The 25,438-nt window shown below is 52.8% G+C and carries 32 protein-coding genes; 28 read left to right on the top strand and 4 right to left on the bottom strand.

The genetic code is table 11. The features are described 5' to 3' along the window. Positions 1-4 precede the first annotated feature (4 nt). Positions 5-868, top strand: a complete 864-nt coding sequence (locus IC803_RS08620; RefSeq protein WP_081207447.1) for a TIGR03943 family putative permease subunit — start codon at positions 5-7, stop codon at positions 866-868. Between the two features lie 59 nt (positions 869-927). Here the strand turns inward: IC803_RS08620 and IC803_RS08615 are convergent, their stop codons facing one another. Then, the gene (locus IC803_RS08615; RefSeq protein ID WP_081207446.1) at positions 928-3,081 is read right to left on the bottom strand and encodes a SpoIID/LytB domain-containing protein; all 2,154 of its coding nucleotides are present in this window, start codon (positions 3,079-3,081) and stop codon (positions 928-930) included. 230 nt (positions 3,082-3,311) lie between these two features. Here IC803_RS08615 and IC803_RS08610 point away from each other — a divergent pair, with 230 nt between their 5' ends. The 16 genes from IC803_RS08610 (at position 3,312) to IC803_RS08535 (ending at position 15,826) form a co-directional block, all read left to right on the top strand. Continuing rightward, positions 3,312-4,055 carry an NAD-dependent protein deacylase gene (locus IC803_RS08610; RefSeq protein ID WP_081207445.1) on the top strand — a complete coding sequence of 248 codons (744 nt, stop codon included), beginning with the start codon at positions 3,312-3,314 and terminating at the stop codon, positions 4,053-4,055. 111 nt (positions 4,056-4,166) lie between these two features. Next, positions 4,167-4,445 carry a methyl-accepting chemotaxis protein gene (locus IC803_RS08605; RefSeq protein ID WP_158083278.1) on the top strand — a complete coding sequence of 93 codons (279 nt, stop codon included), beginning with the start codon at positions 4,167-4,169 and terminating at the stop codon, positions 4,443-4,445. A gap of 170 nt (positions 4,446-4,615) precedes the next feature. Further along, positions 4,616-5,794, top strand: a complete 1,179-nt coding sequence (locus IC803_RS08600; RefSeq protein ID WP_081207443.1) for an acyl-CoA dehydrogenase family protein — start codon at positions 4,616-4,618, stop codon at positions 5,792-5,794. A gap of 36 nt (positions 5,795-5,830) precedes the next feature. Next, on the top strand, positions 5,831-6,595 hold the full coding sequence (gene fabG, locus IC803_RS08595) for a 3-oxoacyl-ACP reductase FabG (protein ID WP_081207442.1): 765 nt from the start codon (positions 5,831-5,833) through the stop codon (positions 6,593-6,595). Between the two features lie 18 nt (positions 6,596-6,613). Next, positions 6,614-7,063: a MaoC family dehydratase N-terminal domain-containing protein gene (locus IC803_RS08590; RefSeq protein WP_081207441.1), complete on the top strand. Its 450-nt coding sequence runs from the start codon at positions 6,614-6,616 to the stop codon at positions 7,061-7,063. After that, complete coding sequence (locus tag IC803_RS08585; protein WP_063165952.1) at positions 7,060-7,464, top strand: MaoC family dehydratase; 405 nt, start codon at positions 7,060-7,062, stop codon at positions 7,462-7,464. The genes IC803_RS08590 and IC803_RS08585 overlap by 4 nt, the downstream gene beginning before the upstream one ends. A 103-nt stretch (positions 7,465-7,567) precedes the next feature. After that, the gene (locus IC803_RS08580; protein ID WP_081207440.1) at positions 7,568-8,737 is read left to right on the top strand and encodes a thiolase family protein; all 1,170 of its coding nucleotides are present in this window, start codon (positions 7,568-7,570) and stop codon (positions 8,735-8,737) included. Between the two features lie 20 nt (positions 8,738-8,757). Then, the gene (locus IC803_RS08575; protein ID WP_081207591.1) at positions 8,758-9,339 is read left to right on the top strand and encodes a TetR/AcrR family transcriptional regulator; all 582 of its coding nucleotides are present in this window, start codon (positions 8,758-8,760) and stop codon (positions 9,337-9,339) included. A gap of 62 nt (positions 9,340-9,401) precedes the next feature. Further along, the gene (locus IC803_RS08570) at positions 9,402-10,265 is read left to right on the top strand and encodes a branched-chain amino acid ABC transporter permease (RefSeq protein ID WP_081207439.1); all 864 of its coding nucleotides are present in this window, start codon (positions 9,402-9,404) and stop codon (positions 10,263-10,265) included. Next, positions 10,265-11,302 (top strand): branched-chain amino acid ABC transporter permease, encoded by a 1,038-nt coding sequence (locus IC803_RS08565; protein WP_081207438.1) that lies wholly within the window; start codon positions 10,265-10,267, stop codon positions 11,300-11,302. Before IC803_RS08570 ends, IC803_RS08565 begins: the two co-directional genes overlap by 1 nt. Before the next feature lie 2 nt (positions 11,303-11,304). Further along, positions 11,305-12,069, top strand: a complete 765-nt coding sequence (locus IC803_RS08560; protein WP_081207437.1) for an ABC transporter ATP-binding protein — start codon at positions 11,305-11,307, stop codon at positions 12,067-12,069. Then, positions 12,062-12,769: an ABC transporter ATP-binding protein gene (locus tag IC803_RS08555; protein WP_081207436.1), complete on the top strand. Its 708-nt coding sequence runs from the start codon at positions 12,062-12,064 to the stop codon at positions 12,767-12,769. Before IC803_RS08560 ends, IC803_RS08555 begins: the two co-directional genes overlap by 8 nt. Positions 12,770-12,901: 132 nt before the next feature. After that, positions 12,902-14,101, top strand: coding sequence for an ABC transporter substrate-binding protein (locus IC803_RS08550; protein ID WP_081207435.1), 1,200 nt, complete (start codon positions 12,902-12,904; stop codon positions 14,099-14,101). Positions 14,102-14,182: 81 nt separating this feature from the next. Continuing rightward, positions 14,183-14,383, top strand: a complete 201-nt coding sequence (locus IC803_RS08545) for a M14 family metallopeptidase (protein WP_081207434.1) — start codon at positions 14,183-14,185, stop codon at positions 14,381-14,383. Positions 14,384-14,570: 187 nt separating this feature from the next. After that, positions 14,571-15,572, top strand: a complete 1,002-nt coding sequence (locus IC803_RS08540; RefSeq protein ID WP_190304285.1) for a DMT family transporter — start codon at positions 14,571-14,573, stop codon at positions 15,570-15,572. Continuing rightward, positions 15,569-15,826, top strand: a complete 258-nt coding sequence (locus tag IC803_RS08535) for a hypothetical protein (RefSeq protein WP_081207432.1) — start codon at positions 15,569-15,571, stop codon at positions 15,824-15,826. The genes IC803_RS08540 and IC803_RS08535 overlap by 4 nt, the downstream gene beginning before the upstream one ends. A gap of 101 nt (positions 15,827-15,927) precedes the next feature. Here IC803_RS08535 and IC803_RS08530 read toward each other — a convergent pair whose 3' ends face one another. After that, complete coding sequence (locus IC803_RS08530; protein ID WP_081207431.1) at positions 15,928-16,431, bottom strand: QueT transporter family protein; 504 nt, start codon at positions 16,429-16,431, stop codon at positions 15,928-15,930. 72 nt (positions 16,432-16,503) lie between these two features. Here IC803_RS08530 and chrA point away from each other — a divergent pair, with 72 nt between their 5' ends. From chrA to IC803_RS08495, 8 genes are all read left to right on the top strand, one after another. After that, positions 16,504-17,706, top strand: a complete 1,203-nt coding sequence (gene chrA / locus IC803_RS08525) for a chromate efflux transporter (RefSeq protein WP_081207430.1) — start codon at positions 16,504-16,506, stop codon at positions 17,704-17,706. A gap of 25 nt (positions 17,707-17,731) precedes the next feature. Next, complete coding sequence (locus IC803_RS08520; protein WP_223812056.1) at positions 17,732-17,950, top strand: hypothetical protein; 219 nt, start codon at positions 17,732-17,734, stop codon at positions 17,948-17,950. Positions 17,951-18,397: 447 nt separating this feature from the next. After that, positions 18,398-18,832, top strand: coding sequence for a DMT family transporter (locus IC803_RS08515; RefSeq protein ID WP_081207429.1), 435 nt, complete (start codon positions 18,398-18,400; stop codon positions 18,830-18,832). A 92-nt stretch (positions 18,833-18,924) separates the two neighbouring features. Further along, the gene (locus IC803_RS18170; RefSeq protein WP_223812055.1) at positions 18,925-19,185 is read left to right on the top strand and encodes a YhgE/Pip domain-containing protein; all 261 of its coding nucleotides are present in this window, start codon (positions 18,925-18,927) and stop codon (positions 19,183-19,185) included. Positions 19,186-19,237: 52 nt separating this feature from the next. After that, positions 19,238-19,558: a YhgE/Pip domain-containing protein gene (locus IC803_RS18165; RefSeq protein WP_223812054.1), complete on the top strand. Its 321-nt coding sequence runs from the start codon at positions 19,238-19,240 to the stop codon at positions 19,556-19,558. Between the two features lie 261 nt (positions 19,559-19,819). Then, entirely contained in the window at positions 19,820-19,984 is a 165-nt protein-coding gene (locus IC803_RS08505) for a hypothetical protein (protein ID WP_190304284.1), read from the top strand. 53 nt (positions 19,985-20,037) lie between these two features. Then, complete coding sequence (locus IC803_RS08500) at positions 20,038-21,117, top strand: nitric oxide synthase oxygenase (protein ID WP_223812053.1); 1,080 nt, start codon at positions 20,038-20,040, stop codon at positions 21,115-21,117. After that, complete coding sequence (locus IC803_RS08495; RefSeq protein WP_081207428.1) at positions 21,114-21,899, top strand: ABC transporter ATP-binding protein; 786 nt, start codon at positions 21,114-21,116, stop codon at positions 21,897-21,899. Before IC803_RS08500 ends, IC803_RS08495 begins: the two co-directional genes overlap by 4 nt. Before the next feature lie 33 nt (positions 21,900-21,932). On the opposite strand, the gene IC803_RS08490 is transcribed toward IC803_RS08495, so the two are convergent. Beyond that, complete coding sequence (locus tag IC803_RS08490; RefSeq protein ID WP_081207427.1) at positions 21,933-23,189, bottom strand: trehalase family glycosidase; 1,257 nt, start codon at positions 23,187-23,189, stop codon at positions 21,933-21,935. A 143-nt stretch (positions 23,190-23,332) separates the two neighbouring features. After that, positions 23,333-23,539 (bottom strand): hypothetical protein, encoded by a 207-nt coding sequence (locus tag IC803_RS08485; RefSeq protein ID WP_081207426.1) that lies wholly within the window; start codon positions 23,537-23,539, stop codon positions 23,333-23,335. A gap of 195 nt (positions 23,540-23,734) precedes the next feature. Here IC803_RS08485 and IC803_RS08480 point away from each other — a divergent pair, with 195 nt between their 5' ends. The 3 genes from IC803_RS08480 to IC803_RS08470 all read left to right on the top strand — a co-directional run bounded on the left by IC803_RS08480 (position 23,735) and on the right by IC803_RS08470 (position 25,384). Then, positions 23,735-24,013 carry a hypothetical protein gene (locus IC803_RS08480; protein WP_223812052.1) on the top strand — a complete coding sequence of 93 codons (279 nt, stop codon included), beginning with the start codon at positions 23,735-23,737 and terminating at the stop codon, positions 24,011-24,013. Between the two features lie 44 nt (positions 24,014-24,057). Next, positions 24,058-24,366, top strand: a complete 309-nt coding sequence (locus IC803_RS08475) for a hypothetical protein (protein ID WP_081207425.1) — start codon at positions 24,058-24,060, stop codon at positions 24,364-24,366. Between the two features lie 265 nt (positions 24,367-24,631). Continuing rightward, a complete protein-coding gene (locus IC803_RS08470; protein ID WP_081207424.1) occupies positions 24,632-25,384 on the top strand; it encodes an SDR family NAD(P)-dependent oxidoreductase in 753 nt (250 codons plus the stop codon). Positions 25,385-25,438 lie beyond the last annotated feature (54 nt).

The following is a 25,438-nucleotide window of genomic DNA, read 5'->3' as shown; positions in this document are numbered from 1 at the left end:
ACGAATGCGATTTCATTTGTGGATGTTCAGCCAAGCTGTCATGTTGGCAAGTTTTTCTCTTTTTTTTATTTACCTCCATATTACTGGTGACATTACTAAGTATGTCAATCCGAAGTATATATGGGTAAGTCAGCTGGCTGCTATCTTGTTTGTCGTGCTGCTACTCGTTCAGCTGTTCCGTATATGGGAGCGGAACCCTCATGATCATCACTGCCATGACGGGTGCCAGCATAGTCATTCAATAAGTTCCCGGAGAGCGAATGCTGTCAGTACATGCATTCTTCTCTTTCCTCTGTTGGTTGGCTTTGCGTTTCCCCCGGTCATTTTAGACGCTTCACTGGCACAAAAAAAGGGGGTGATTCAGCTTCCAGTCGAAGGGAGCGAGCGGCAAACAGACTCGTCGGATGCTGGCCGCCAGAACGGTGAGGGGGCAGGCGGGCGTCATCTTTCCGAGAAAGAGTATAACGAGAAAATCGAATGGTTAAAAACAGCCCCAGTAATTGAGATGGGCAACGAACTGTTTGCGCCTTATTATGAGGAGATCCAAACCCATCCAGAACGATATGATGGAAGAAAAATCAAACTGACAGGATTTGTGTATAAGGAAGACAGATTGAAGCCACATCAACTTATTATATCCAGGTTTCTTATCACTCATTGCCTAGCTGATGCGAGCGTGATCGGATTTTTAGTTGAATTTGGCGAGGCGCGTCAGTATAAACAGGATATATGGCTCGAAATAGAGGGGAGGCTACAAACAGTACGATCTCACGGAGCCAACGTCCTAGTCATCGCTGCAGAGCGTTGGAAGGTGGTTCCCCCGCCGCCGCATCCTTACGTTTATCCGGTGTCCATTCGAATTTTATAGAAGGAAAGGGATGAACAAAGAGGCAAAACCGCCGAGCGCATCAAGCGTCGGCGGTTTTGTCATCGAACTCGCACTTTCACCGGCACACTGACATTGCCGGCGCGGTCGACAGCGGTGACGATGAGCACGGTTTTCGCTTTTTGCCGGCCGATGGCAACGGAGAAGGTGCCGTCTTTGCGCGCGGCTGTTTTGTATGTTTTCGTTCCGATTTTGACCGTGACGGTGGCGCCGGTTTCCGTTTTGCCGGTGAGCACGCTCTGTCGGCTCGTGATCGACTTCAGTGTTGGCGCCGGAGGCGCTGTGTTGTCTTTGACCGTAAGACGGACTGGCTGGCTTGTATTGCCGGCGCGGTCGACAGCCGTCACCGTCAGCGTTGTCCCCGCTTTTTGCCGCGGGATGGCAACGGCAAACGTTCCGTTTGTTTTCGCTGTTGTTTTGTATGTTTTTGTCCCGGATTTCACGAGCACAGTCGCTCCGGCTTCCGCTGTACCGGTTACCGTCGAGCTCCGGTCGCTGATACCGTTCACTTTCGGCGGGGCGACCGTCTTGTTCACAACGGCGCTGGCGACAGCGGATGAAACGTTGCCGGCCGCGTCTTTTGTGATAATGCCAAACGTATATTTTCCGTTTGGATTGGCGCCGACGTTCCATATTTTTGTGTAGCTTCCCATCTTTTGCTTTACGTCTTTTTGCATATATTGAATGATTTTGCCGCTTGCGTTTTTGACGTAAATCGTGACCGCTGCTTCTTCGTCGATGGCGTAGCGGACGCTGAGCTGATTTGTTTTTGGCGCGTACATAGCGGCGACGTCCTTAATGATTGGAGCCTTTAGATCTGCCGGTGTTTGTGCAGTCGGGGGTGGCTGCGGCGCGTTTCCGGTATCCGGAGGCATCGGCTCGACCGCCGGCGGCGCGATTCGTTCCGCTTTCGTGTAGGCGGTCGTGAGCGAAGCGCCTGGATAATAGAAATCTAAAATTTCTGTATATTTCTTGCCAAGCTCACCCATTTTTTTCGCCCCGTATTGGCTCATGCCGACGCCATGACCGTCTCCCTTTCCTTTCACGGTAATCGACCGATCCGTTTCCTTCACTTCGGTGATCAGATAACTGAGAATGACGCGGTTGCCGATGAGAGCACGGATTTTCGCTGCGGGGATGCCGGTAAACTCCAGGCGGTGGACGGCGAGCGTGCCATCTTTGTTCGTATCGCCCTTTGTGATGTATTCAATCGCGATATCGCCTTTCGAGACGCGGCCGCCGGAAAGTGGCGCGTACAGCGACAGCCTCGGGATGGCAATGATTTTGATCTCCTTGCCGCTATAGCCGTTTGCCTTCATCCATGTTTTGATGTTGTTTGTAATTACCTTGTCCGCCTCGCTTGCTGTATTCCACCAGGCGGCATAGTCGGCTAAATTTTTCCCGGTCAGATCGATTTGCGTTTTTTGGATCGTAAATCCCCACGGAACGGCATTGTCGTACGGGTCGTCTTTGATCGGAAAAATCGCCAGCGGCGTTCCGCCCCAAGCGTTGGCGTTCGATTCAGTTTTGCCGCCGTTGCTGGCGGAAAAGACTGCGCTGATCAGCCTGCCGTTGTATTTCAGCACTTGCCCGTACGTTTCTTCCACCGCTTTCGTGCTGTTCGGGTGCCACGTATAGCCGCCGTATACTTGATAGCGGATCGTGTCATCGATCGTCGCTCCGGCATAGCTGAGCGCGTATGTCCGTGCAGCGACCGCTTGAGACTTTAGCGCCTCCATATTCCATGAAGCGGGCATTTCATTCGGCACCACCCCTTTGAGATACTCCTCAATAGGCACTGTATTGACCGGGCGAACGTATTGGCCGTTTTCCTTCACAAACGCCATCTCCCCCAGATACCCCCGATTGTTTACCAGCAACACAGCATTTGGCTTTGTCGGGATGAGGCGCAGCTGCGAAAACTCGCCAAGGAGCTTCGTCCCCTCGTGTAAAGCCAAGCCGCCGGCTGTCGTTTTCACGCGGTAGGCGACGTTCGCTTTCAGGGTGATGCCAGTGCCGGAAAGCGAATATGTATCCATCGGTTCGATTATTACTTCGCTTTGATTTCCTAAATAGTTTACTAGTTTGACATTCACGACCGGCTCTGCTGCCGCTTCGGCATGCGCTGGACCGGCAGGAGACAAACCGGAGAATACCGCAGATAGCAGCAACATCGCGGCGCATAATCGTTTCACTCCGCTTTCAACCACCTTTCTATGTTTCTATCAGCCATTATAAAAGATGCCAATCTAGAACCCAATCGGGATTTGTTCCTACTATTCTGAGAATTTATTTCCATCTGTTCCATTCAGAGGATTTACCATGCGGTAAAGGTAGGAATGATGTCCTGTTTCCATTTGTGTCTACACATCAAGCGGCAAGTGTATAATAGAAGCGAACGTTGTATGGCAAGGGGGAATGGATCGTGAAGGAAAGGGACAAGCTGGCGCAATGGATTCGCGGGGCTGATACGATTGCCGTCCTGACCGGGGCGGGGATGAGCACGGAGTCCGGCATCCCCGATTTCCGCGGGGAAAACGGCATTTATGCCCATGAGGCAAATGTTGAGCATTATTTGTCGGAGTATTATTTTGAAAAGGACCCCGTTGATTTTTGGCATCGATTCAAGCGGCTGTTTTCATTGAAGTTGATGGGCGGCTTTGCGCCAAACGAAGGGCATCGGTTTCTTCGCTGGCTGGAGGATGTCGGCAAAACGGTGACGATTTTGACGCAAAATGTTGACGGGCTGCATGTGAAGGCAGGGAGTACACACGTCATCGAGCTGCATGGCACGTTGCAGACATCGACATGCCCATCGTGCGGCAAAACGTATGACCTGGCGTTTGTCAATCGCGTCGATGTGCCGCGCTGCGGTGAGTGTGGGACGATTTTGAAACCGGATGTCGTTTTGTTTGGCGGTTTCGTTCCCCGTATCGAAGAAGCGTTTGCTAGGGCGGCGGAGAGCGACTTGTTGGTGGCTATGGGGACGAGCCTAGAGGTGGCGCCTGTGAACCAAATTCCGCTTTACGTTGCCGCCGAATCGCCGGCAACGCGGAAAGTGTTGATCAACAAAACGGCGACAAGGATGGACGAGATGTTTGATCTTGTCATTTATGGCGGGATCGGTGAAACGGTAGCTAGTATACGGAGGCAACTTGAGCGGAAATAACGGGGCTATATTCCTATATCCGAAGTCGCAGAAAGTAATGGAGGATGTAGCACAAATCGATGCTGTTGTCCGCTTTGTGCAGGAGGTGGCCGATCAGTCGCATTTGCTGGGGTGAATGCCGCCATTGAAGCGGCGCGAGCTGGAAAGCACGGCCGCGGATTCGAGGTTGTGGCCAGTGAAATCCGTAAAATGGCAGCTGACAGCAAAAACGCGGCAGCTCAGATCAAAAAACAGCTTGAAAGCATTCAAAAGGCGGTTAAAAAGTTTGATGCCGCTATCCAGCACATTGCCGCATTCACTCAAGAACACTCCGCCAGTTTGCAAGAATTGAACGCGGCGTTTGGCTATATCGTCCAAACGGCTGAAAAGCTGAGCACCCTTGATTCGTAACACTTGCGCCAACAGGAGAACGTACTTGACGTTTTCCTGTTGGACAAAAGTATAAAAAAGTATTGTACTTTTCAGAACATTCGAATATAATGGAGGTAACATACCAACCGGTTGGTATTTGTGGGAGTGGGATTTCGTTTCAAAGTGCAACGAAAACGGGGGGAACAATGATGTATTTGCGCTTAACCGATGAGCAGCGCATGGTTCAAAAAGCGATTCGCAAATTTGTCGAAAAAGAGTTGATGCCGCTAGAAAATGACGTCTTGCGCAATGAACGGGAAGGAAAGCCGGGGCTTGCGCCGGAGAAATTAAAAGAGCTGCAATTAAAGGCGAAGGAAGCAGGTTTTTGGGGGATCAACACGCCGGAGGAATACGGCGGCGCGAATCTTGGCCACGTCATGCAGGCGATTGTGTTCATGGAGGTGGCGAAAACGCTCGTTCCGTTCCAGTTTGGCGGGTCGGCGGACAACATTTTGTATTACGCCAATGAAGAACAAAAGAAAAAATATTTAATCCCAACGATCAACGGCGAAAAAAAATCGTGCTTTGCCATGACCGAGCCGGGCGCAGGGTCGGATACGCGCAACATTAAAATGACAGCGGTCAAAGACGGGGACGAATGGGTGCTAAATGGGGAAAAAACGTTTATCACCGGGGGCAATGACGCCGATTTCGTTATGGTCATCGCCATTACCGACAAAGAGCGGCATCAGGCAACAAACGGGCGCGAAGGGGTAACGTGCTTTATCGTCGATCGCGACATGGGCTGGCGCTCTGAGCCGATACATACGATGGGACCGTCAACACCGGCCAGCTTAATTTTTGAAAACGTGCGCGTGCCGGAAGAAAACATTTTAGGCGAGCTGCACCACGGCTACAAGCTCGGGCTTGAGTGGATCGGCTACGCCCGCTGGGTCGTCGGCGCCCGTGCGGTTGGAGCGGCGGAGCGGCTGCTGCAAATGGCGATCGATTACGCGAAAGAGCGCGTCACGTTCGGCAAGCCGATCGCGGAACGACAGGCGATTCAATGGATGATCGCTGATTCGGCAGTGGAAATTGAAGCCGCAAAATGGCTTGTGCTCAATGCGGCATTCACGCTCGACCAAGGGGAGGACAACCGCCATTTGGCCTCGATGGCGAAACTGTTTGGCGCGAATATGGGCAACCGCGTCGTTGACCGCGTCATGCAAATTCACGGCGGCATGGGCTATACGAAAGAGATGCCGATCGAGCGTTGGTATCGCGAGGCGAGGTTATGGCGCATTTACGATGGCACCGATGAAATTCAACGGCTGATTATCGCCCGCAACTTAATTAAAGGACACGTCAAGCTTGGACAGTTTCTCTAAAAAATGAAAGCGTTGCCGAAAGGGAGGAGAAAAAACATGAGTCAACGGTTTGCAGGAAGAGTGGCGTTTGTGACGGGGGGAAGCCGCGGCATCGGCAAGGCCATTGTTACCCGCTTTGCGGAAGAAGGAGCCAAAGTGGCATTCATCGACTTAAATGCGGAGGCGCTTGAAGCGACAGCGGCCGAGCTGCGGGAAAAAGGGTATGACGTTTACGCCAAAGTGGCGAGCGTCACTGACCGCGAACAAGTGGAAACGGCGATTCGTGAAGTGGTCGAACGGTTCGGCTCGCTCGATATTCTCGTCAACAATGCCGGCGTCATCCGTGACAACTTGCTGTTTAAAATGACGGACGACGACTGGCAAACGGTTATGGACGTTCATTTGAAAGGGGCATTTTATTGCGCCCGCGCCGCGCAAAAATATATGGTCGAAAAAGGATACGGCCGCATCATCAACGTTTCATCGACCTCGGCGCTCGGCAACCGCGGCCAAGCGAACTATTCGGCGGCGAAAGCCGGCATTCAAGGGTTTACGAAAACGTTGGCGATTGAGCTCGGCAAGTTCGGCATCACAACAAACGCCGTCGCGCCGGGGTTCATTGAAACCGATATGACGAAAGCGACCGCCGAGCGGCTCGGCATTTCGTTTGAGCAGCTCATTCAGGCGAGCGTCGCCAACATCCCGGTCGGACGAAGCGGCCGCCCGGAAGATATCGCCAACGCGGTCGCATTTTTCGCCGATGAACAATCATCGTTCGTCAACGGTCAAGTGCTATATGTCGCCGGCGGCCCGAAATGCTGAAGGCGGAGGGAACGGATCATGTATCAAAATGATATCGGAAAACAATCGGCGAAAGTGAAAAACGTTGTCGAGCGCGGAGCGGTGAAAAAATTCGCTGAAGCGATCGGCGACTTGAACCCGATTTATTGGGACGAAGAGACAGGGAAACGGTCGCGCTACGGGCGCAACATCGCGCCGCCGACGTTCCCGCGCGTGTTTGACTACGGTGTGATCGAAGGGTTGAAATTGCCGGCAAAAGGATTGATTCACGGCGAGCAGCGCTTTCATTATAAGCGCCCGCTGTTTGTCGGCGAAGAGCTGTACTGCTATGCAGAGGTCAAAGATTATTACGAAAAACAAAGCAGCATGGGCCAGCTCGGCTTTTTAGTGATCGCCAACAACGGCGAAGACGCTGACGGGAATCTCTTATTTACCTCCACCTCAACGATCATTATCAATGAGGCGGTTAGAAAGGCGATGAGCGTATGACGACGATTCGCGAATGGCAAGTCGGGCAGTCGCTTCCCGAGGTGACGCTTCCGCCTGTATCCCGGCTTGACTTAATCAAATATGCCGGAGCGTCGGGCGACTACAACCCGATTCATACGATCGATGATGAAGCGAAAAAAGCCGGCCTGCCGGGGATTATCGCCCACGGCATGTGGACGATGGGCAACTTGGCGAAGCTGTTCACCCCGTATTACGAGGAAGGATTTGTCCAAGATTATTTCGTCCGTTTTCAATCAATGGTGTTTTTAAACGATGTCGTCACGTTAAAAGCAACGGTCAAAGAAAAGGATGACAAAGCGATCCGGTTTATGGTCGCCGCCGTCAACCAGCATGGGAAGGAAGTCATCAAAGGCGAAGCGGTCTTTTCCCTGTATGAGTAAAGGGCTCTTCCGCCCAAGGTGCAAGCGGGGGATGATCGTCCTCCCCCCGCTTCAAAAGGCGCGCAAGTTGCGTCCGGTTGAAAAAAGATAAGGAGGAGTGACAATGAAACGGGATGCCGTCATTGTGTCTGCCGTAAGAACGGCCATCGCCCGCCAAGGGGGCGCCTTGGCGACGCTGCCGGCGCACGTTTACGGCGCGGAAGTAATCAAAGAAGCGATGCGGAGGGCCAACATCGGCCCAGAGCTTGTCGATGATGTCATCATGGGCAATGTCTTAAGCGGCGGCGGCAACATCGCCCGGTTGACAGCGCTACAAACCGGCTTGTCGCTCGGGCTGACGGGGCTGACGGTCGACCGCCAATGCGGGTCGGGCATTAACGCCGTCAATTTGGCGGCGCAAGCCATTTGGGCCGGCGATGGGGACGTCTATATCGCTGGCGGAGTGGAAAGTATGAGCCGCGCGCCGTATTTGATGGACCGCCCGGAAAAACCGTACAGCTCGACGCCGCCAAGCTTCCGCAAATCGCAGTTGTCGCCAAAAGAGATTGGCGATCCGCCGATGGGCATCACGGCAGAAAATTTAGTGAAAAAATACGGCATCAGCCGCGAAGAACAAGACGCCTTCGCTTTGCGCAGCCAGCAGCGCATGGCGCGCGCTATGCAAGAAGGGCGGTTTGCCGAACAAATCGTGCCGATTACCGTCCCGGTGAAAAAAGGGGAGCCGTTTGTCTTTGACACGGATGAACACCCGCGCCCGAACACGACGATGGAAGCGCTCGCGAAACTGCCGCCGGCGTTTTTAGAAGGCGGCACGGTGACGGCGGGGAATAGTTCAGGGCTCAATGACGCCGCTGCCGCGCTTGTCATCATGTCACGGGAAAAAGCGGAACAGCTTGGCTTGACGCCGCTTGCCGTCATCCGCGCCCATGCGGTTGCCGGGGTCGATCCGAACATTATGGGCATCGGTCCGGTGCCGGCGACGAGAAAGGTGCTTGAAAAAGCTGGACTGACGCTTGATGAGATGGACATCATCGAAATCAATGAAGCGTTTGCCGCACAAGTGATCGCCTGCGACCGCGAACTTGAGATGAACCCGGAAAAAGTGAACGTCAACGGCGGCGCCATCGCCCACGGCCATCCGCTCGGCGCGACGGGCGCGATTTTGATTACGAAAGCCGTGTATGAACTAAAGCGCCGCGGCGGGACATACGCCCTCATTACGGCGTGCATCGGCGGCGGCCAAGGAATCGCGACGATCATTGAACGAGTTTGAGCGCATGGAGACAACCGATGATGAAAGAAAAACTGATGGAAGCCGGCATTGAGCTGTTTGAACGCAAAGGGTTTAAAGAAACGTCCGTGCAGGAAATCGTTGAAGCGGTCGGCGCAACAAAAGGAGCGTTCTATTACTATTACAAAAGCAAAGAAGAACTGCTGCGCGATATATGCATCTCCTATATCGAGGATTTGCTTGACCAGCAGACGCGCCTGTTGCAGGAGCCGGAGAAGAGCTGCACAGAAAAGCTGCATGCGATTGTTTATATGGTGATTCGCAACATTCGCACGCGGAAGAAAAGCGCCCGCATTTTCTTCCGCGAGATGCGGCACTTGGCCGATGACCATTTGGAGGAAATCCGCGCCAAGCGACGGGCGTTCCGCAAGCAGTATGAACAGCTCATTCAAGAAGGGGTCGCCTGCGGCGAATTTAAGCCGTCGCTTCATGCAGAAATGATTACGTTCGGCCTGCTTGGCATCACGAATTGGAGCTATTACTGGTTTCAACCGGACAAAGGCGTTTCGGAAGAGGAATTAACCGACATTTACGTCGACTTAATTTTAAACGGTATTCGGGCGGAGGAACGGCCAAAAAGGTAGGCTCCGTCGAACCGTTAGGGCGGCTCGTCCGCTTTCAATGCACGAGATAAGGGGGGATCGGGATGGAATTGTTTATCCAGCAGCTGTTAAACGGATTGACCGTTGGAAGCGTTTACAGCCTTGTCGCCTTAGGCTTAACGCTCGTCTACGGCATTTTGCATATCCCAAACTTTGCCCATGGCGCGCTGTATATGATGGGCGGTTATGTCACGCTCACCGCCATGAGTCAAGCTGGGCTGCCGTACGGGCTTGCCATTGTCGTGTCGATGGTGGCGGTAGGGCTGCTTGGCGTCTTGATGGAGCGGTTGGTGTTTTATCCGCTTCGCGACGCGCCGCCGCTTCATGATAAAATTGCGGCGATCGGCATTTTGCTGTTTTTGGAAGCGTTCGCCCAATTCGTCTGGGGGGCGGACTATCAAACGATGCCGACGCCATACGGCAATGTCATCACCGTTTTCGGTTTGACGCTCACGGTTCAACGCATCCTCATCATCGCGTCCACTGTCGTCATCATGATCTTGCTTTACCTCTTCTTGAAAAAGACGTTCATCGGAGCTTCGATCATCGCGATGGCACAAAGCCGCGAAGGAGCGAATTTAGTCGGCATTAACACGAACAAAGTCGCCATGATGACGTTTCTTCTTTCCGGCGGTTTGGCCGCGCTCGCCGCTTCGCTCGCTTCGCCGATCAACCTCGTGTTTCCCGGCATGGGTCATCTCGTCATCTTGAAAGCGTTCGTCATCATTATTCTCGGCGGCATGGGAAGCATTCCTGGCGCGATTGTCGGCGGCTATATTTTAGGATTTAGCGAAAGCTTAGGGGCGACGTACGTGTCGAATGACTATAAAGACATTATTGCTTTTGTCATTCTTGTTATCATTTTAACGGTCAAACCGAACGGACTGTTTGCCAAGGAGGGACATTGATGGCCGCTTTCGAAAAACGACGCCTATGGCTTGCTGTTCTCGCGGCGTTGGCACTCGCTTTCCCGCTGCTTGTGACCAACGGCTATTACTTGCACATGATGACGATCTCCTTCATTTGGATGATCGCCGTTTACGGGTTGAACTTATTTGCTGGCTATACGGGTTATTTGTCCCTTGCCCACGCTGGATTTTTTGCCGTTGGCGCCTATACGCTCGGCATTTTGACCGTGAAAGTTGGGCTTCCGTTTTGGTGGGCGTTCGTACTCTCGTGCGCATTCACATCGCTGCTTGGCCTCGTGATCGGTCTTGTCGCCTTGCGGACGAAAGAGCATTTTTTTGCCATTTATACGCTATGTGTCGGGTATATCATTTATTTAGTGATTGATAAATGGGACAGCTTGACCGGCGGAGTGCGCGGCTTCATCGGCATTCCGGCGCCAGGGGACATCGGACCGCTGTCGTTTCAGACGCCGATCGCCCAATATTATTTGATTTTGTTTTTCTTGTTTGCGGTCATGTTTGTGATGTACCGGCTCGTTGATTCACTGACGGGAAGGACGTATATCGCCATTCGCAACAGCGAGGAGCTCGCGTTGACGCTTGGCATCTCGACGATGAAAAACAAGCTTGCCTCGTTTGTTCTGTCCGTCTTTTTTACGTCGCTTGCCGGAGCGCTGTATGCGTCATTCATCCGCTTTCTCGGTCCGGATATCGCATATGTCACTGTTATGTTTGACTTTTTAACGTACTTGCTTGTCGGCGGCATCGGAACGCTTGCCGGACCGGTCGTCGGCACGCTGCTCATTACGTTTTTATCCCAGCAGCTGCAATTTTTGCAAGACTACCGAATGCTCATTTTTGGCCCGGTGTTGACGCTTTTGATCATCTTTTATCCACACGGCATTGCCGGCGGCTTCATCCGCTATCAGGCGAAACGTGCAGAGGTGCGCCGCCTTGAACAGAAGGCAAACCAGACTGCTGCTGAACTGGCGGCCTCGCACCAAGGACGGAGCGAACGGCACGTAGAGGAGGGATAACTATGTTTTTGCACGTCGAACGGTTGACGAAACGGTTTGGAGGGTTGCTGGCGGTCAATGACGTCACGTTTTCCGTCGAACAGGGGAAAGTAAACGCCATCATCGGCCCGAACGGCGCCGGGAAATCGACGTTTTTCAATTTAATTAGCGGCTTGCACCGGCCGACATCTGGCACGATTACGTTTAAAGGCCGCGACATTACCCGCCTGCCGGCGAATGAACGGGCGAAGCTCGGCATCGCCCGCACGTTTCAAACGACCCATTTGTTTGAACAGTCGACGGTGATGGACAACGTCATCATCGGCCATCGGCTGCGCACCACATCGAATGTGTTTGATGCTATTTTGCGCACAAAACGGCACCGCCGCGAGGAACAGGCATGCAAAGAAAAGGCGATGGAAGTGCTCGACTTTGTTGGGCTCACCGATGTGGCGGATCGGCTCGTCGCTAACCTGTCGCAGGAGCAGAAGAAGCGGGTGGCGTTTGCGCTCGCCTTGGCGACCGATCCGGAACTCATCCTGCTTGACGAGCCAGCTGCCGGCGTCAACCCGGACGAAACGGAGGGGTTGGAAGAGCTGATCGTCAAAATGGTCAAGGGCGGCCTGACAGTTTGTCTCATTGAACATAAAATGTCGATGATTATGAAAATCGCTGACCGCATTATGGTGCTCAATTACGGCGAAAAAATTGCCGAAGGGACGCCGGAAGAAGTGCAAAACAACGAGGCGGTCATTCAAGCGTATCTAGGGGGGAGCACCGTTGCTTGAGTTGACGAACGTATCTGTCCGCTACGGCAGCTTCACGGCGATTCGCGATGTGACGTTTTCCGTTAAGGCGGGGGAAATCGCGGTGTTGCTTGGCGCCAACGGGGCTGGGAAAAGCACGCTGTTTCGCACGATCAGCGGGCTGCATAAGCCCGTGCAAGGGGAAATCCGCCTTGATGGCGAGCGCATTGACTTGCTGCCGCCTGACCGGATCGTTCAGCGCGGCATCGTGCAATGCGCCGAAGGGCGCAAGCTGTTTGCCCGCATGAGCGTATACGAAAACTTGCTTATGGGCGCGTATGTTCATCGAAAAGATAAAGAAGGCATCCGCCGCTCGATGGAACATGTATACGAGCTGTTCCCGATTTTGCATGAAAAACGAAACGAGCCAGCCGGATCGCTGAGCGGCGGCCAGCAGCAAATGCTTGCCATCGGCCGCGCGTTAATGTCGCGCCCTGCGGTGCTCTTGCTTGATGAGCCGTCGATCGGGCTTGCCCCGCTCATTGTCGAGCAAATGTTCGCGACGATTAAACAAATTAATGAGGAAGGGACGACCATTTTGCTCGCTGAACAAAATGCTCATGCCGCGCTATCCATCGCCCATCACGGCTACGTGTTTGAAAACGGGACGATCGTCGCTTCAGGGGCGGCGGACGAACTGCTCGCCAACGACGACGTCCGCAAGGCGTACATTGGAACATGACAAGCGTTTGCCCCGAATGGTGTATTTCGCGGGCGAAAGCAAGCGATGCGTCTGTATTGAAAGGGGGTGAACCACGGGCGCGGCACTTATTCATCCAAATATATTTTAGAATAAAAAATAGGGGGGAGCGGAATGAAAAAAAGAAAATGGCCGATCGCGGCCATGATGACGGCCGTCATGGCACTGATGCTTGCGGCATGCAACAGCCCGACAACGAACAATAATGCCAAAAGCGGTAATGGAGGCGGAGGCGACAACGTCGTCAATATCGGTTACAGCGGACCGCTAAGCGGTCCCGCCGCCTACTACGGGGAACGGACGTTAAACGGCGTGAAGATGGCGGCGGACGAAATCAATAAAAACGGCGGGTTTGAAGTGAAGGGAAAAACATATAAAATCAATGTTGTATCATTAGACGACAAGTATTTGCCGAATGAAACAGCGGCAAATGCCAAACGGCTTGTCCAAGAACATCATACGCCGATCATTTTCACTCCGCACAGCGGCGGTGTCATGGCGTTGCAAGTGTTCAACCAAACGGACAATTTCCTTATCGCGGCCTATACGAGCGAGCCGAAAATCACGCAGACCGGCAACAAGCTGACGATCCGCATCCCGCCGCGTTATGATGGCTACATTCCGACATTTACCGATTATGTGATGAAGCGGTTTGGCAAAAAGCTGGCTGCCTTGCCGACGGCGACGCAATACGGGAAAGACTGGACGGAAAAACTGTTGCCATATTGGGAAAAGCAAGGCGGAGAAGTTGTCTATAACACATCGATTGACTTCACTAAGGACACCGATTTCTTCACGATCATCACGAACGCGTTAAAAGAAAAGCCGGATGTCTTGTTTATCGGCGGACCGTCGGAGCCGACGGCGAAAGTAGTGAAACAGGCGCGCGAACTTGGCTTTAAAGGCGGCTTTATTGTCATGGACCAAGCGAAGTTGGATGAAATGAAGCGGGTCGTCGGCTCTTACGAGATGCTTGAGGGCGCGATCGGCGTCATGCCGCTCGTTGAGTCGAAAGAGCCGGGAGCCCCGCAGTTTGTGGAAAACTACCGGGCGAAGTACAACGCCGAAGCAAGTTCGGAGTCCGCCTATAACTACTTGGCTCTTTACGCCTTTGTCGAAGCGATGAAGGCAGCTGGCACGGTCGATGATCCCGCCGCTATTCGCGAGCATATGAATGAAGGGTTGAAAAACATCCCGAAAGACAAGCAAGTGTATGTCGTTCCGAAGGTTGGCGAGGACGGCGGCTTTGAATCAAAAATTATTGTTGCAGCAGTGGAAAATGGCAAAGTTGTGCCGATCGAGCTAAAGAAATAAGCTGATCTATTTACTGGCATCTCCGTCAGGACGCCGCACGAAACGAAGTGCGACTATCAGCTCGCGCTCCTTGTTTCAAAAATGACGCGGTATGCGCTGGTCAAGCCGCAAAAAAATCCGAGCGGCGGCTATAAAGACTGGTTTGTCCTATGCTTCAAACGGCCGGGGTTTACGATCGAAGCAGCGCCGTATGTCGGCGAGCGCTCGGTGCCGCTCAACTACTTTCCGTCGATTTGGAACCAAAATGACGGCGTCCCGCTGATGCTGGCCAACAAACTATAATCAACGCGCGTCCACTTTCTTGAGTGGGCGCCTTTTTTTATGGCTTGCTGCTGGGAAAAATGGGCAAAACAACCGTCATCCTATTAAATAAAACTATGTTCTAAATAATCAATAAAACAAATAGAAAAATTTTGAATAATAAGATACAATAAAACTGTTCTGTGACATTGCGAAGGGGATGGGAATTATGAGGGAAATGGCCATCGGCCTTGTCGCTTCGTTCTTTTTTGCCGTCACGTTCATCTTGAATCGGTCCATGGAATTAGCTGGCGGCAGCTGGCTGTGGAGTTCATCGCTTCGCTTTTTCTTTATGGTGCCGCTGCTGTTTGCCATCGTTTTGTTCCGCCGCAACATCAGACCGGTTTGGCATGACCTCAAGCGCCATCCGCGGGTATGGATCACCTGGGGGACGGTCGGATTCGGCTTGTTTTACGCGCCGCTCACCTACGCGGCCGCCTACGGGCCAGGGTGGCTTGTGGCCGGGACATGGCAGTGCACGATTGTAGCCGGTGTTCTGCTTAGTCCGCTGTTTACAGAACAGAGAAAAACGAAAAACGGAACAGTATCGGTGCGCCGCCCGATTGAAAAACGGGCGCTTTTCATTTCGTTTTTGATCTTGTTCGGCGTCGTCCTTATTCAGTTCCAGCAAGCAGGCCATCTCACATGGAACGAAATCGCGTTGGGGGTTTTTCCTGTGCTGATTGCTGCGTTTGCGTATCCGCTTGGCAATCGGAAAATGATCGAACATTGCGCCGGGCGCCTTGATGCGTTTCAACGCGTATGGGGGATGACGATGGCCAGTTTGCCGTTTTGGCTGATTGTCGCGTTGATTGGCTGGCTGACATCAGGGGTGCCGTCGGCGGGGCAAACCATGCAGTCGTTCATCGTGGCCATTAGTTCCGGGATCATCGCGACGACGTTGTTTTTTATTGCTACCGATCGGGCAAAAGGGAACGAACGGAAACTGGCCGCTGTGGAAGCGACGCAATCCGCGGAAGTCATGTTTGCCGTCATCGGCGAAGCGCTGTTCTTGTCAGCTCCACTTCCAAACGGATGGGCGTTCGTTGGTTTGGCCGTCATCATCATTGGGATTTGCTGCCATAGTTTCGAATCGACAAGAACGGTGAAACACCCGACGCCGCCCATTTCAACGGCACAGCGCCTCAATCGGGTGGGAGGAGAACCGTGAGAATCATCGTATGCATCCTGCTTGTCTGTCAGACGTTCGTCATCTACTATTGGATCAGCGATTGGCGCCTGCTTGTCACCCCGGCGGGCCTTTTCATGTGGGTGGGCGGAATCGGCGCCGGCCTTGCTGTTCTTCGGGTGGGGCGGGACCTATCGCCAAGATGGCGGAGGGCGCTGCAGATCACGACGGTGGGAGTCATCTTGCTTGCCGTGATGTCGCTGACCATTGAATGGGCTGTCCGTTCGATGCCATAGTGATTGAAAGCCCGTACGGTTGATCAAGACTTCCCCTGAGGGCCTACGGGGAATGCGCCTTTAGAATGGAGCGAGCCCCCGCCTAAGACGCAAGGGGGCTGCTAACGGCTTTGATGGGCGGAATCGAACATCTTCGGTGCCAAGCGGCGGCCAACAGCATACATGATCGGCGCGCCGATCGCCATGACAACAAACTCGCCGATGGCCGTCGTCAGCCATGTGAGCCAAAACGGAAAACCGAGCGCCAGCTTTAGTTCAAGGGCGATGATGCCCATGGTGACGGTAAACGACAACGTATTAATCGCCATGCGCGCCCAAACGTTCTCGACATAACGCATGGAAACGATCGTGATGAGGAGTGCCAGCACCGACTGGCCGACACCGAATACGAGATCATACGCGACGATCGGCGAGAAAAATAAATTAGCGAAAAAGACGCCAAGCACGATGCCAATGGCGTATGTTTGGCGAAAGACGACTAGGTGGTTCAATAGTTCTGATACGCGAAACTGAATGTTCGTAAAGCCAAACGGCTGAATGAGCGCCGTCACAACGATGTACACGGCGGCGATCAAACCGTTTGCCGCCATCGTTCGAACGTTCATGATATTCTCTCCTCTCGTGAATGATGATATGATTGTAGCATGACACTCTCGTGAACGAAAGGAGCAAGATCCATGGCTGTAAAGGATCAACAGGCAGCGAGCCGACGCGGTTCCGTCTGGGAGGTCGGAATCACGGCGCTCCGCCTTGGCTTGACGTCGTTTGGCGGGCCGGTGGCTCATCTCGGCTATTTTTATGAAGAGTACGTGAAACGAAAGAAATGGATCGACGACAAAACGTACGCCGATCTCGTCGCGCTTTGCCAATTTCTCCCCGGTCCGGCAAGCAGCCAAGTCGGCATCGGCATCGGGTTGATGCGCGCCGGCGTCTGGGGTGCGTTGGCGGCTTGGCTTGGGTTTACGTTGCCGTCGGCGGTCGCGCTTAGTCTTGTTGCTGTCTGGCTGCAGCATGCTTCTTTGGGAGAAGCGGGCTGGATGCACGGCTTGCTGTTGGCGGCTGTGGCGGTCGTAGCGCAGGCGATATGGGAGATGACGCGCAAATTCGCTGCCGGCCGCCTTGAGGCAACGCTTGCGGTTGCAGCGGCGATCGCCGTGCTTCTCATGCCGAGTGCATGGAGCCAAGTGGCGGTGATTGCCATCGCAGGGGCCATCGGCGCGATCGGACGGCGAAAAACACTCGAACCGTCTTCGGTGGGCATCCCTCCTTTTATTCGTCGTTCCACCGGTTTTCTGTTGCTTTCCTTGTTTGCCGTGCTGCTTGTCGCGCTGCCGCTTGCTCGCGCTTGGGTTCATTCGCCTCTTTGGGCGCTGTTTGACAGCTTTTACCGCGCGGGGGCGCTCGTGTTTGGCGGTGGGCATGTCGTGCTGCCGCTTTTGAAAGCGGAAGTGGTGCCGCAAGGGTGGGTCACCGCTAGCCAGTTTTTAGCCGGCTACAGCGCCGCGCAAGCCGTTCCGGGTCCGCTGTTTACATTTGCCGCGTACATCGGAATGGCTGCGTTCGGTTGGAAAGGCGCGCTCGTGGCTACGGCAGCGATTTTTCTTCCATCTTTTTTGCTTGTGCTCGGCGCATTTCCGTTTTGGCACTGGCTTCGCCATCAGCCGCGCTTCCAAGCGGCGCTTGCCGGCATTAACGCCGCTGTCGTCGGGATTTTACTCGCGGCGCTGTACGATCCGATTTGGACAAAAGCGGTGAACGAGCCGGCCGATTTCGCGTTTGTCCTCGTCGCCTTTCTTTTGCTTGCCGTTTGGAAGTGGCCGGCGTGGGTGGTTGTTCTTGTTTCCTTCGTCGGCGGGTGGCTTCGCACGTTGTTCGGTTAATGTTTGATGCCTGGCGGGCGTTTGGGTGTATTTCCTCGGCGTTGTTCATGCGAATGTCATCTCGATGCTCGTTGTCATGGGTTGGCTGTATTTAGCTGTGCCGGCGCGCGTGTGCAACAGCTACTTGCTCAGCCAACAAAACGCGCTCGGCCGCATGATGATCGCGTTGGCCATCGTGCTCGCCGCTTTTTGGTCGCTGCGGCTGTTCGTTGTTGGAACAACAAACAAGCCGGCGGATCGCTAAGTCAACGGAACGGTCTCTCCTTGTTGCTGGAGCTGAATTGACAGACATGCGGACGGATCTTAACAGGAAAGATGCGTCCGTTTTTTGTTTGCCCCCTTCTCTTTTCCTTTGGTGAAAAGAAGGATTTTTCACCGCCGTGTCAAATATCTTTACCGATATGGGGACAAGTGCTTGTTTCCGTTGCGTGAGCGTCAGACAGATTGGCTCAAGTCAACAAGAGGTGGCTTAAACGGGTCAACAGCCGTGCACCCCCAAGTTTAGAAGGTTAGTGAAAAAAGATCGTTTCTAGCCGGCATGAGGCCAGCGAAATGAGAAGTTGATGCCACCATTTTCTCTCATGTGGGAAACCATGCTGGAGAGCGGGATGTTTCGTTCAATCGCCGGTCTTCTAAGCCTCGGATCAATGTTCGATAAAGTGGGACAGCGAAAAGGGAGAGGGAGAGACGGATGAAGTGGTTATGGATGACGATGGCTTTAGCGGCCGGGATGGCCGTCTCCATACAGGCGGGGGTGAATGGCGGCCTTGGGAGACGGGTCGGGGTGTTGGAAGGATCGTTCGTTTCGTTTTTAATCGGAACGATCGTCTTATTTTTAGTGCAATTGTTTTTCGGAAAAGGCGAGCTGCTCGCCATGTTTTCTGTACCGAAATGGCAGCTGATCGGCGGCATTCTCGGCGCCTTTTACGTGTTTGTCATGGTGCTCATCGTTCCGAAAGTCGGCGTTGCCAATTCGTTGATGGCCGTGGTTGCCGGGCAGCTCGTGATGAGTTCGATTGTTGACCATTTTGGTTTGTTCGGCGGGCAGCGCATCCCGTTCGATCTGACGCGCTTCGCCGCCATAGGTTTTCTGTTTTTGGCGCTCTGGCTTTTTTTCCGCAAATGAATAGCCGGACTGGCCACGTTGGTTTCGTTTTCCGTGATCCGCTCATACTAACAACAGCATGATCGACTCGAAAGAAAAGGAAGTGGATCAAAGTGAAACACGCATGGCGCATTTATGCGAAAGATTTGAAACATCTCAAGACCAACTGGGCCGCATCCATCTCGGCTCTCGATCTGATTGTTCTTCCATCGCTTTACGCTTGGATCAATGTAGAGGCTTCGATTGACCCTTATGCCTATACAGAGGATTTACCGGTCGGCGTAGTGAACGAAGAACGCGGGGCGGGTCTGGCTCGTTGCCGGTTTCATGCTGGCAATGAGATCGTTAAGACCTTAAAAACAACCACCAGTTAGGATGGCGATTTGTCACGCAGAAACAAGGAATGGAAGGTGTTCGTAAGGGAGATTGCTTTCTGATTTCTCGGCCAAATTAGCAACGGTAGTCCAAGAACATCCGAATAGGGCGGTTATTTACTATTATGAAAACGACAAACAAAACACTATCGCCCCCAAAATCACGGAGCGTGAAACAAGTACGTTGTCAGCGCAAGTCAGTGATGAGTTTGTGAGAGTGGTCAACACCGCATTGTTTTCCTTGTTACATCAAGCGGGAGTGATGCTCGAACAGCAGCTTCCCTCCCTTCGTCGAGTTAAGGCCCTCGTCTTTCGTCTGGAAAATGAAGTGCCGGCGATTCAACGGCAATTGCAAGCCCTAGAAGGCCGGTGAAAAACGGGTGCCACGAGCAAATCAGCGGCATTTCGCTAAAAAAGAAAGCTGATTCCGCAAAGTTTTTCTAATTGAGAAACAGCTGGAACTAGCAGTGTTTTATTTTCTCTATTTTCTTTCGGAAGCATCTGCTACAATAGGGACGAGAGCGTTGCTCCATTTTCAATTGCCCCGTGGGAAAGGCGTCTCAAAGCACTGTCCACTATTGCGTTTGCACGATGGGGGGGGGGCGCTCCATGGCGGGGAAAAGGGGAGAGAATCATGTCCATCCGTCGACTGCTCGGTTTTGCGCTCATTTTTTTAGCGATTTCGATGTTTATTGAGCAAATATGGTGGTTCGGGGGAATTTGTTTCTTGATTGGAGTTGGAATGATTGCGAAGAGTCCAATCGATCGAAAGTGGAGGAAAAAGAAGCATATATGGTAAACATCGAGAGTGAGATGAATCAAACAAGGGGCAGACAGCATGATGTGGAGTTGATGAAAAAAGCAGAACAGTTTATTACAGTAAGCTATCGGGAGCTTGGAAAAAGTGACCAAGAAATGAAGCGACGATTGAACGAAATCCGTTGGGAAGTGGAACAAACCGGCACATACAGTCATACGTACGAAGAGTTAAGCTATGGGGCTAAGATGGCTTGGCGGCATAGCAACCGTTGCATCGGCCGCTTGTTTTGGCAATCGCTCTATGTCATTGATGCGAGAGAGGCGGTTGCCGTAGACGAGGTTTTTTCTTATCTGTTCCATCATATTGAGTTTGCGACCAATGACGGGAAAATCCGGCCGACGATCACGATCTTCCGGCCAAATGGGGAAGTGCGCATTTGGAATCATCAACTGATTCGTTATGCCGGTTATGAAACCGAAGAAGGGATTATCGGCGACTCATCCTCTCTCACTTTCACCCGCACCTGTGAACAACTTGGGTGGAAGGGGGAAAAAACGCCCTTTGACGTGTTGCCTTTGGTGATCCAGGTAGACGGACAGAAGCCTGTTTGGACACCGATTCCCAAAGAATTGGTGCTTGAGGTGCCAATTGAACATCCGGAGTTTCCGTGGTTTCGCGATCTGCAGTTAAAATGGTACGCGGTCCCGATTATTTCAGATATGTGTTTAGAAATTGGCGGCATTGGTTATATGGCAGCACCGTTTAACGGATGGTACATGGGTACAGAGATCGGAGCCCGCAATTTTGCCGATGATTATCGCTACAACATGCTTCCGAAAGTGGCCTCTTGTATGGGGCTTGACACCAACTCCAACGCATCATTATGGAAAGACAAGGCGTTGATCGAATTGAATATCGCTGTTTTACATTCCTACAAAAAGGCGGGCGTCAGCATCGTTGATCATCATACCGCTGCGCGTCAATTTCAGTTGTTTGAACAGCAAGAGAACGCAGCCGGCCGCCATGTCACCGGCGACTGGACATGGCTGATTCCACCTCTTTCTCCGGCGACAACGCACATTTTTCATCGGAATTATGACAATACGACCATGTTGCCCAATTTTTTCTATCAGGATCGTCCATACGAACAACAAAGGGGAGAGGCACAATGACCGTCATCATCCGCATGCGCAACGTGTCATGGATGCGGGGGACGCGCACGATTTTGCATGAAATCGATTGGGAGGTGAAAGAAGGCGAGCAATGGGCGATTCTTGGCTTAAACGGTTCAGGGAAAACGTCGCTCCTTAATATTGTCACTGGTTATCAATATCCGACGCGCGGTGAAGTGGAAGTATTAGGATATCGGTTTGGACAGGCGAATCTGCCGGAGTTGCGACGTCATATTGGGTTTGTAAGCAGCTCGCTCCTTGATCAATTTCACGACACGCTGCAAACAGAGACGGCTGAAGATGTCATCCTCAGCGGCAAGTTTGCGACGATTGGCCTGTACGATGCCGTTACCGATGATGACTGGGCCAGGGCGGAATCGTTCATCGAATCGTTCCGCCTCGAAGCCATCAAAGGAAAACGGTATGCGACGCTGTCACAAGGCGAAAAGCGAAAAACGTTGATCGCCCGGGCGCTGATGACGAATCCGAAGCTGCTGATCTTGGACGAGCCGACCGTCGGGCTAGACTTATTGGCGCGTGAAGAGATGCTTTCCTTGATCGAACAAATCGCCGCTCGGCCGTGTCATGTGTTATACGTCACCCACTATATTGAAGAGATTGTGGAATCGATCACCCATGTGCTGCTCTTGCAAGACGGCCGCATTGCCGCCGCCGGGCGAAAAGAGGATGTGTTGACCGATGAGCGGCTTTCAGCGGCGTTTCGCCTCCATATCCGCGTTCATTGGGAAGGCGGGCGGCCGTGGGTGTCCGTGCGCCGCTAAGCCGGCCGCTCCCGCCGCCTCTAGGTTGCACACTTAGCGCAAGCAGACTGTGCATCCGAGAAGATCGACCGCTATTTTGGCGTAAACCGCATTCGTCCAGCCAAATCCTTCTTGAGAAGGGTAGCGGCCGACTGTGCGGGTGCTCAGATCGACAACGTTGTATTTTTCATACAGTTTGCCGGTTTCTACATACACGTGCGTACAAAGCCGGATCCAGCGGCGGGCGATCTCCTGCGCCTCCTGGTGATATCCATAATTTTTCAGCCCTTTAATGACGATCCAGTGGAGCGGAGCCCAGCCGTTAGGAAAGTCCCATTGAAATCCGGTTTGGATATTGGAGGCGGCCAGTCCCCCAGGCTGAAGGAACAAAGGTAAGTGCCGGACTACTTCGGCCGCCTGCCGTTTGGAGGCAGCCCGGGCCCATAGCGGATAAAAGGCAGCCAACGAATAATAGCGGTGCTGCCGCCCGCTGGGGAAATGATAATCAAAATACATACCGAGCGGCTCGTTCCATAAATACCGATTCATCAAATCTTTTCGCTGTCGGGCGGCTTGTTCCCATTGCTTCGCTTCATTCTCTAGGGATAGCAGGCGGGCAAACGCTGCTAAGTCGGTTTCGTACTTATAAAGCAAAGCATTGAGATCAACCGGGATGAAATAGCCGCATTGCCGATGAAAGCGGCCGGTGTAGTCCCATCCTGATTCTGCTTCTACTCTCTCATGCCAAAACGCAGGCGGGATGTACACCTCATCAAAATGGAGATACGCCTCTCCCTTTACTCGCAGCATCGACTCCAACCGATCGTAGTACTTATTGAGGCCAATATCGGGATGATAATGAGTGTTTTTGTCCATCCAGACTTCCTTGTATTCGATTTTTGCCCATTTATAAGCCAAACGGAGCCACTCTTTGTCTCCGCGCCATACCTCTTCGATCATCGACGTCAACAGCGGGGGCTGCGAGCGGCTTAAGTGGGCGAGTTCAGAACTGTTAGGGATTATGCCAAATGTTTTCAATTCATAAAAGAAATTGTTCACAATGCCTCTAGCGAGTTCGTATAGCTTCGAAACGTTCAGTCCTAAAACAATGAAGTAACTGTCCCAGTAAAACAGCTGTTGGTATACTCCGCCAGGAACGACATAAGGAAAAGGAAGAGAAAACAGCTCTCCTTTGGAATAAGGCGGACTTGTTTTCGTTAATTGCCCCCATAGTTGGTGGATGCAAGAAAGCACGCGTTCAATCGTTGGGTCGGGACACTTGATCGTTACCTCCGGAATGCGAACGCCCAATAGCTTTCCCTCCTCCGCCTTCTGCAATCGGTTGTTACTATCATATTGCAACAAACGGGCTGTCATGCCCACCCGCATAGCGCCATCAACGCAAAGAGGATGTCCGCCAAACAGCGTGACATCCTCTTTTGTTGCCTAACGCTTCAAAACGCCCGGTCAACGGGCGGAAAATCGATATCGTCCGCCTGTTGGCGGCCGTCAGCGGGCGTGATTTCAATGACCGGCGGCCGGCCGTTTTCAAAGCCGCGGGCGATATCGCGAATCGGACTCATTTCATCAGGAAGGCCGGCTCCCGGAGTATAGCGCGGAACGCCAAACACAGCGCCTGATTCATCCCAGCGGTCCATCATGCCAATGCACCTCCATTTTTAGTATCGCTGTTTCCCGACGGGATACGAATGACAATGTTATCCTTTCCATCCAGTTCTTTTTAGAGCGGCAACAGTCGCTTGAGGCATACTATAAACGATGAGGCTTGTTTCCTCCCACCTCTTAAAGAAGTGGGCTTTCACGTCTATTTATTGTAATGGAAAGGAGGCAACGTGATGGCCGATTTAGGGGGCAACCGCGCGATGGTGGAGGCGATTTGGCGCCGCCAATGCGGAACGTGGGAGCGTAGCGACGCGGCTTGTGTTCAAGCGTTTTTAGCGGAATGTGTAGCGCGCAACCTGGATCCGCAAGATGGACTCAACTGGGTTATTGAGCACCGCGTTGCGCTTCCTAACGCTGAAGCTGTAGCGGATGCGGCGCTCCGCTGGGTGAACGAACATACGTCAACCGGCTCCCCGATTTTAGGAATAGGAGCGGAACAGGAACAAGGGTAAGCGTCAATGATCATCAAGGCAGGGGGAAGAAAGGCGGGGTAGGAATGGTATGGGTCATCAAGGCGAAGCATGAGAACGGAGACGGGGAGACGGCTGCGCTCGAACTAGAAAGCGAAGATGGCTGGCTTGACGCCAACGTCCGCTGGGACGGATGCATGGAAATTCATTTATACTCGGTGACGGAAGAGGGACGAGAACTGAGCGACACGTTCCATACGTGCGATTTGCAAGGGTTGATTGAGCGGCTGCAATCGCTCGATGCGGTTTGTCGATCGTTTTTCGAGTCTCAAGAGGGCGGGGGAGAAGACGAAGGACGCGGCGATGGCGGTGCTGCTAATCTTATGGACCAATGAGCGGGAAGCCAACACTGCGGGCTTCTCTTCTTTCTGATGGTTCTCACTGCCTTCCCTGTTTACGATTCAAGCGTCCCTTCCGCGAAGCGAGCGGAATAACGCCTCCGTTTTGCCTCGCCCGAAAGCAGAGACTTCTCGATGGATAGATAAAAACATTGGAAATATTCGAAATACAGTGTATAATAAAAGAAACAACATACCAACCGGTTAGTATACATTGTTTTTTGGAAGCGGATTCAAAAAAGAGGGGAAAGGCGGGAGGATCGTGAGACTGAACGGCAAGGCCGCGATTGTCACCGGTGGCGCCAGCGGTATTGGACGAGCGACGGCGATTCGGTTTGCGGATGAGGGGGCGAAAGTCGCCGTGAGCGACATTGATGAAGCAGGCGGGGAGGAGACGGTTCGGCTCATTCGGGAACGCGGGGGCGAAGCGATTTTTGTCAAGACCGATGTGTCCCGTTCGAAGGAAGTGAACGATCTTGTTCAAACTACCATCGATGCGTTCGGGGGCCTACATATTCTTTTTAACAACGCCGGCATTGGCCATTCGGAAGTGCGGAGCACCGATTTATCCGAAGAAGAGTGGGATCGGGTCATCGATGTCAACTTGAAAGGGGTGTTTCTCGGCATCAAATACGCCGTGCCGGCGATGAAAGCATCGGGCGGCGGAGCCATCGTCAATACATCGAGCTTGCTTGGAATGAAAGGAAAAAAATACGAGTCGGCCTACAACGCCTCAAAAGCTGGAGTCATTTTGTTAACGAAAAATGCGGCGCTCGAATACGGCAAATTCAATATTCGCGTCAACGCCGTCGCCCCAGGTGTCATTGACACGAAGATCATCACACCTTGGAAACAAGATGCGCGCAAATGGCCGATCATCTCGAAAGCGAACGCCCTCGGGCGCATCGGAACGCCGGAAGAAGTGGCGAATGCGGTATTGTTTTTGGCGTCCGATGAGGCTTCCTTTATTACCGGGGCGACGTTGTCGGTCGACGGCGGCGGGCTGACGTTTTAGAAGTGGGAAGGATTATGGAAGTGAAATAGAGTTTGGATGATCGAAGAAACAAAA

It is taken from the genome of Geobacillus sp. 46C-IIa (genome assembly GCF_014679505.1).
Classification (GTDB): domain Bacteria; phylum Bacillota; class Bacilli; order Bacillales; family Anoxybacillaceae; genus Geobacillus.
The sequence above is the reverse complement of the archived record's forward strand: the minus strand, read 5'-3'. Positions and strand labels throughout refer to the sequence as shown.

Bases quoted from the DNA above. Each gene is read 5' to 3' on its own strand.
- IC803_RS08620 (WP_081207447.1), top strand. From the start codon at position 5: ATGCGATTTCATTTGTGGATGTTCAGCCAAGCTGTCATGTTGGCAAGT.
- IC803_RS08600 (WP_081207443.1), top strand. From the start codon at position 4,616: ATGTATTTGCGCTTAACCGATGAGCAGCGCATGGTTCAAAAAGCGATT.
- fabG (WP_081207442.1), top strand. From the start codon at position 5,831: ATGAGTCAACGGTTTGCAGGAAGAGTGGCGTTTGTGACGGGGGGAAGC.
- IC803_RS08590 (WP_081207441.1), top strand. From the start codon at position 6,614: ATGTATCAAAATGATATCGGAAAACAATCGGCGAAAGTGAAAAACGTT.
- IC803_RS08585 (WP_063165952.1), top strand. From the start codon at position 7,060: ATGACGACGATTCGCGAATGGCAAGTCGGGCAGTCGCTTCCCGAGGTG.
- IC803_RS08580 (WP_081207440.1), top strand. From the start codon at position 7,568: ATGAAACGGGATGCCGTCATTGTGTCTGCCGTAAGAACGGCCATCGCC.
- IC803_RS08575 (WP_081207591.1), top strand. From the start codon at position 8,758: ATGAAAGAAAAACTGATGGAAGCCGGCATTGAGCTGTTTGAACGCAAA.
- IC803_RS08570 (WP_081207439.1), top strand. From the start codon at position 9,402: ATGGAATTGTTTATCCAGCAGCTGTTAAACGGATTGACCGTTGGAAGC.
- IC803_RS08565 (WP_081207438.1), top strand. From the start codon at position 10,265: ATGGCCGCTTTCGAAAAACGACGCCTATGGCTTGCTGTTCTCGCGGCG.
- IC803_RS08560 (WP_081207437.1), top strand. From the start codon at position 11,305: ATGTTTTTGCACGTCGAACGGTTGACGAAACGGTTTGGAGGGTTGCTG.
- IC803_RS08550 (WP_081207435.1), top strand. From the start codon at position 12,902: ATGAAAAAAAGAAAATGGCCGATCGCGGCCATGATGACGGCCGTCATG.
- IC803_RS08545 (WP_081207434.1), top strand. From the start codon at position 14,183: ATGACGCGGTATGCGCTGGTCAAGCCGCAAAAAAATCCGAGCGGCGGC.
- IC803_RS08540 (WP_190304285.1), top strand. From the start codon at position 14,571: ATGAGGGAAATGGCCATCGGCCTTGTCGCTTCGTTCTTTTTTGCCGTC.
- IC803_RS08530 (WP_081207431.1), bottom strand. From the start codon at position 16,431: ATGAACGTTCGAACGATGGCGGCAAACGGTTTGATCGCCGCCGTGTAC.
- chrA (WP_081207430.1), top strand. From the start codon at position 16,504: ATGGCTGTAAAGGATCAACAGGCAGCGAGCCGACGCGGTTCCGTCTGG.
- IC803_RS08515 (WP_081207429.1), top strand. From the start codon at position 18,398: ATGAAGTGGTTATGGATGACGATGGCTTTAGCGGCCGGGATGGCCGTC.
- IC803_RS08505 (WP_190304284.1), top strand. From the start codon at position 19,820: ATGTCCATCCGTCGACTGCTCGGTTTTGCGCTCATTTTTTTAGCGATT.
- IC803_RS08500 (WP_223812053.1), top strand. From the start codon at position 20,038: ATGAAAAAAGCAGAACAGTTTATTACAGTAAGCTATCGGGAGCTTGGA.
- IC803_RS08495 (WP_081207428.1), top strand. From the start codon at position 21,114: ATGACCGTCATCATCCGCATGCGCAACGTGTCATGGATGCGGGGGACG.
- IC803_RS08485 (WP_081207426.1), bottom strand. From the start codon at position 23,539: ATGATGGACCGCTGGGATGAATCAGGCGCTGTGTTTGGCGTTCCGCGC.
- IC803_RS08480 (WP_223812052.1), top strand. From the start codon at position 23,735: ATGGCCGATTTAGGGGGCAACCGCGCGATGGTGGAGGCGATTTGGCGC.
- IC803_RS08475 (WP_081207425.1), top strand. From the start codon at position 24,058: ATGGTATGGGTCATCAAGGCGAAGCATGAGAACGGAGACGGGGAGACG.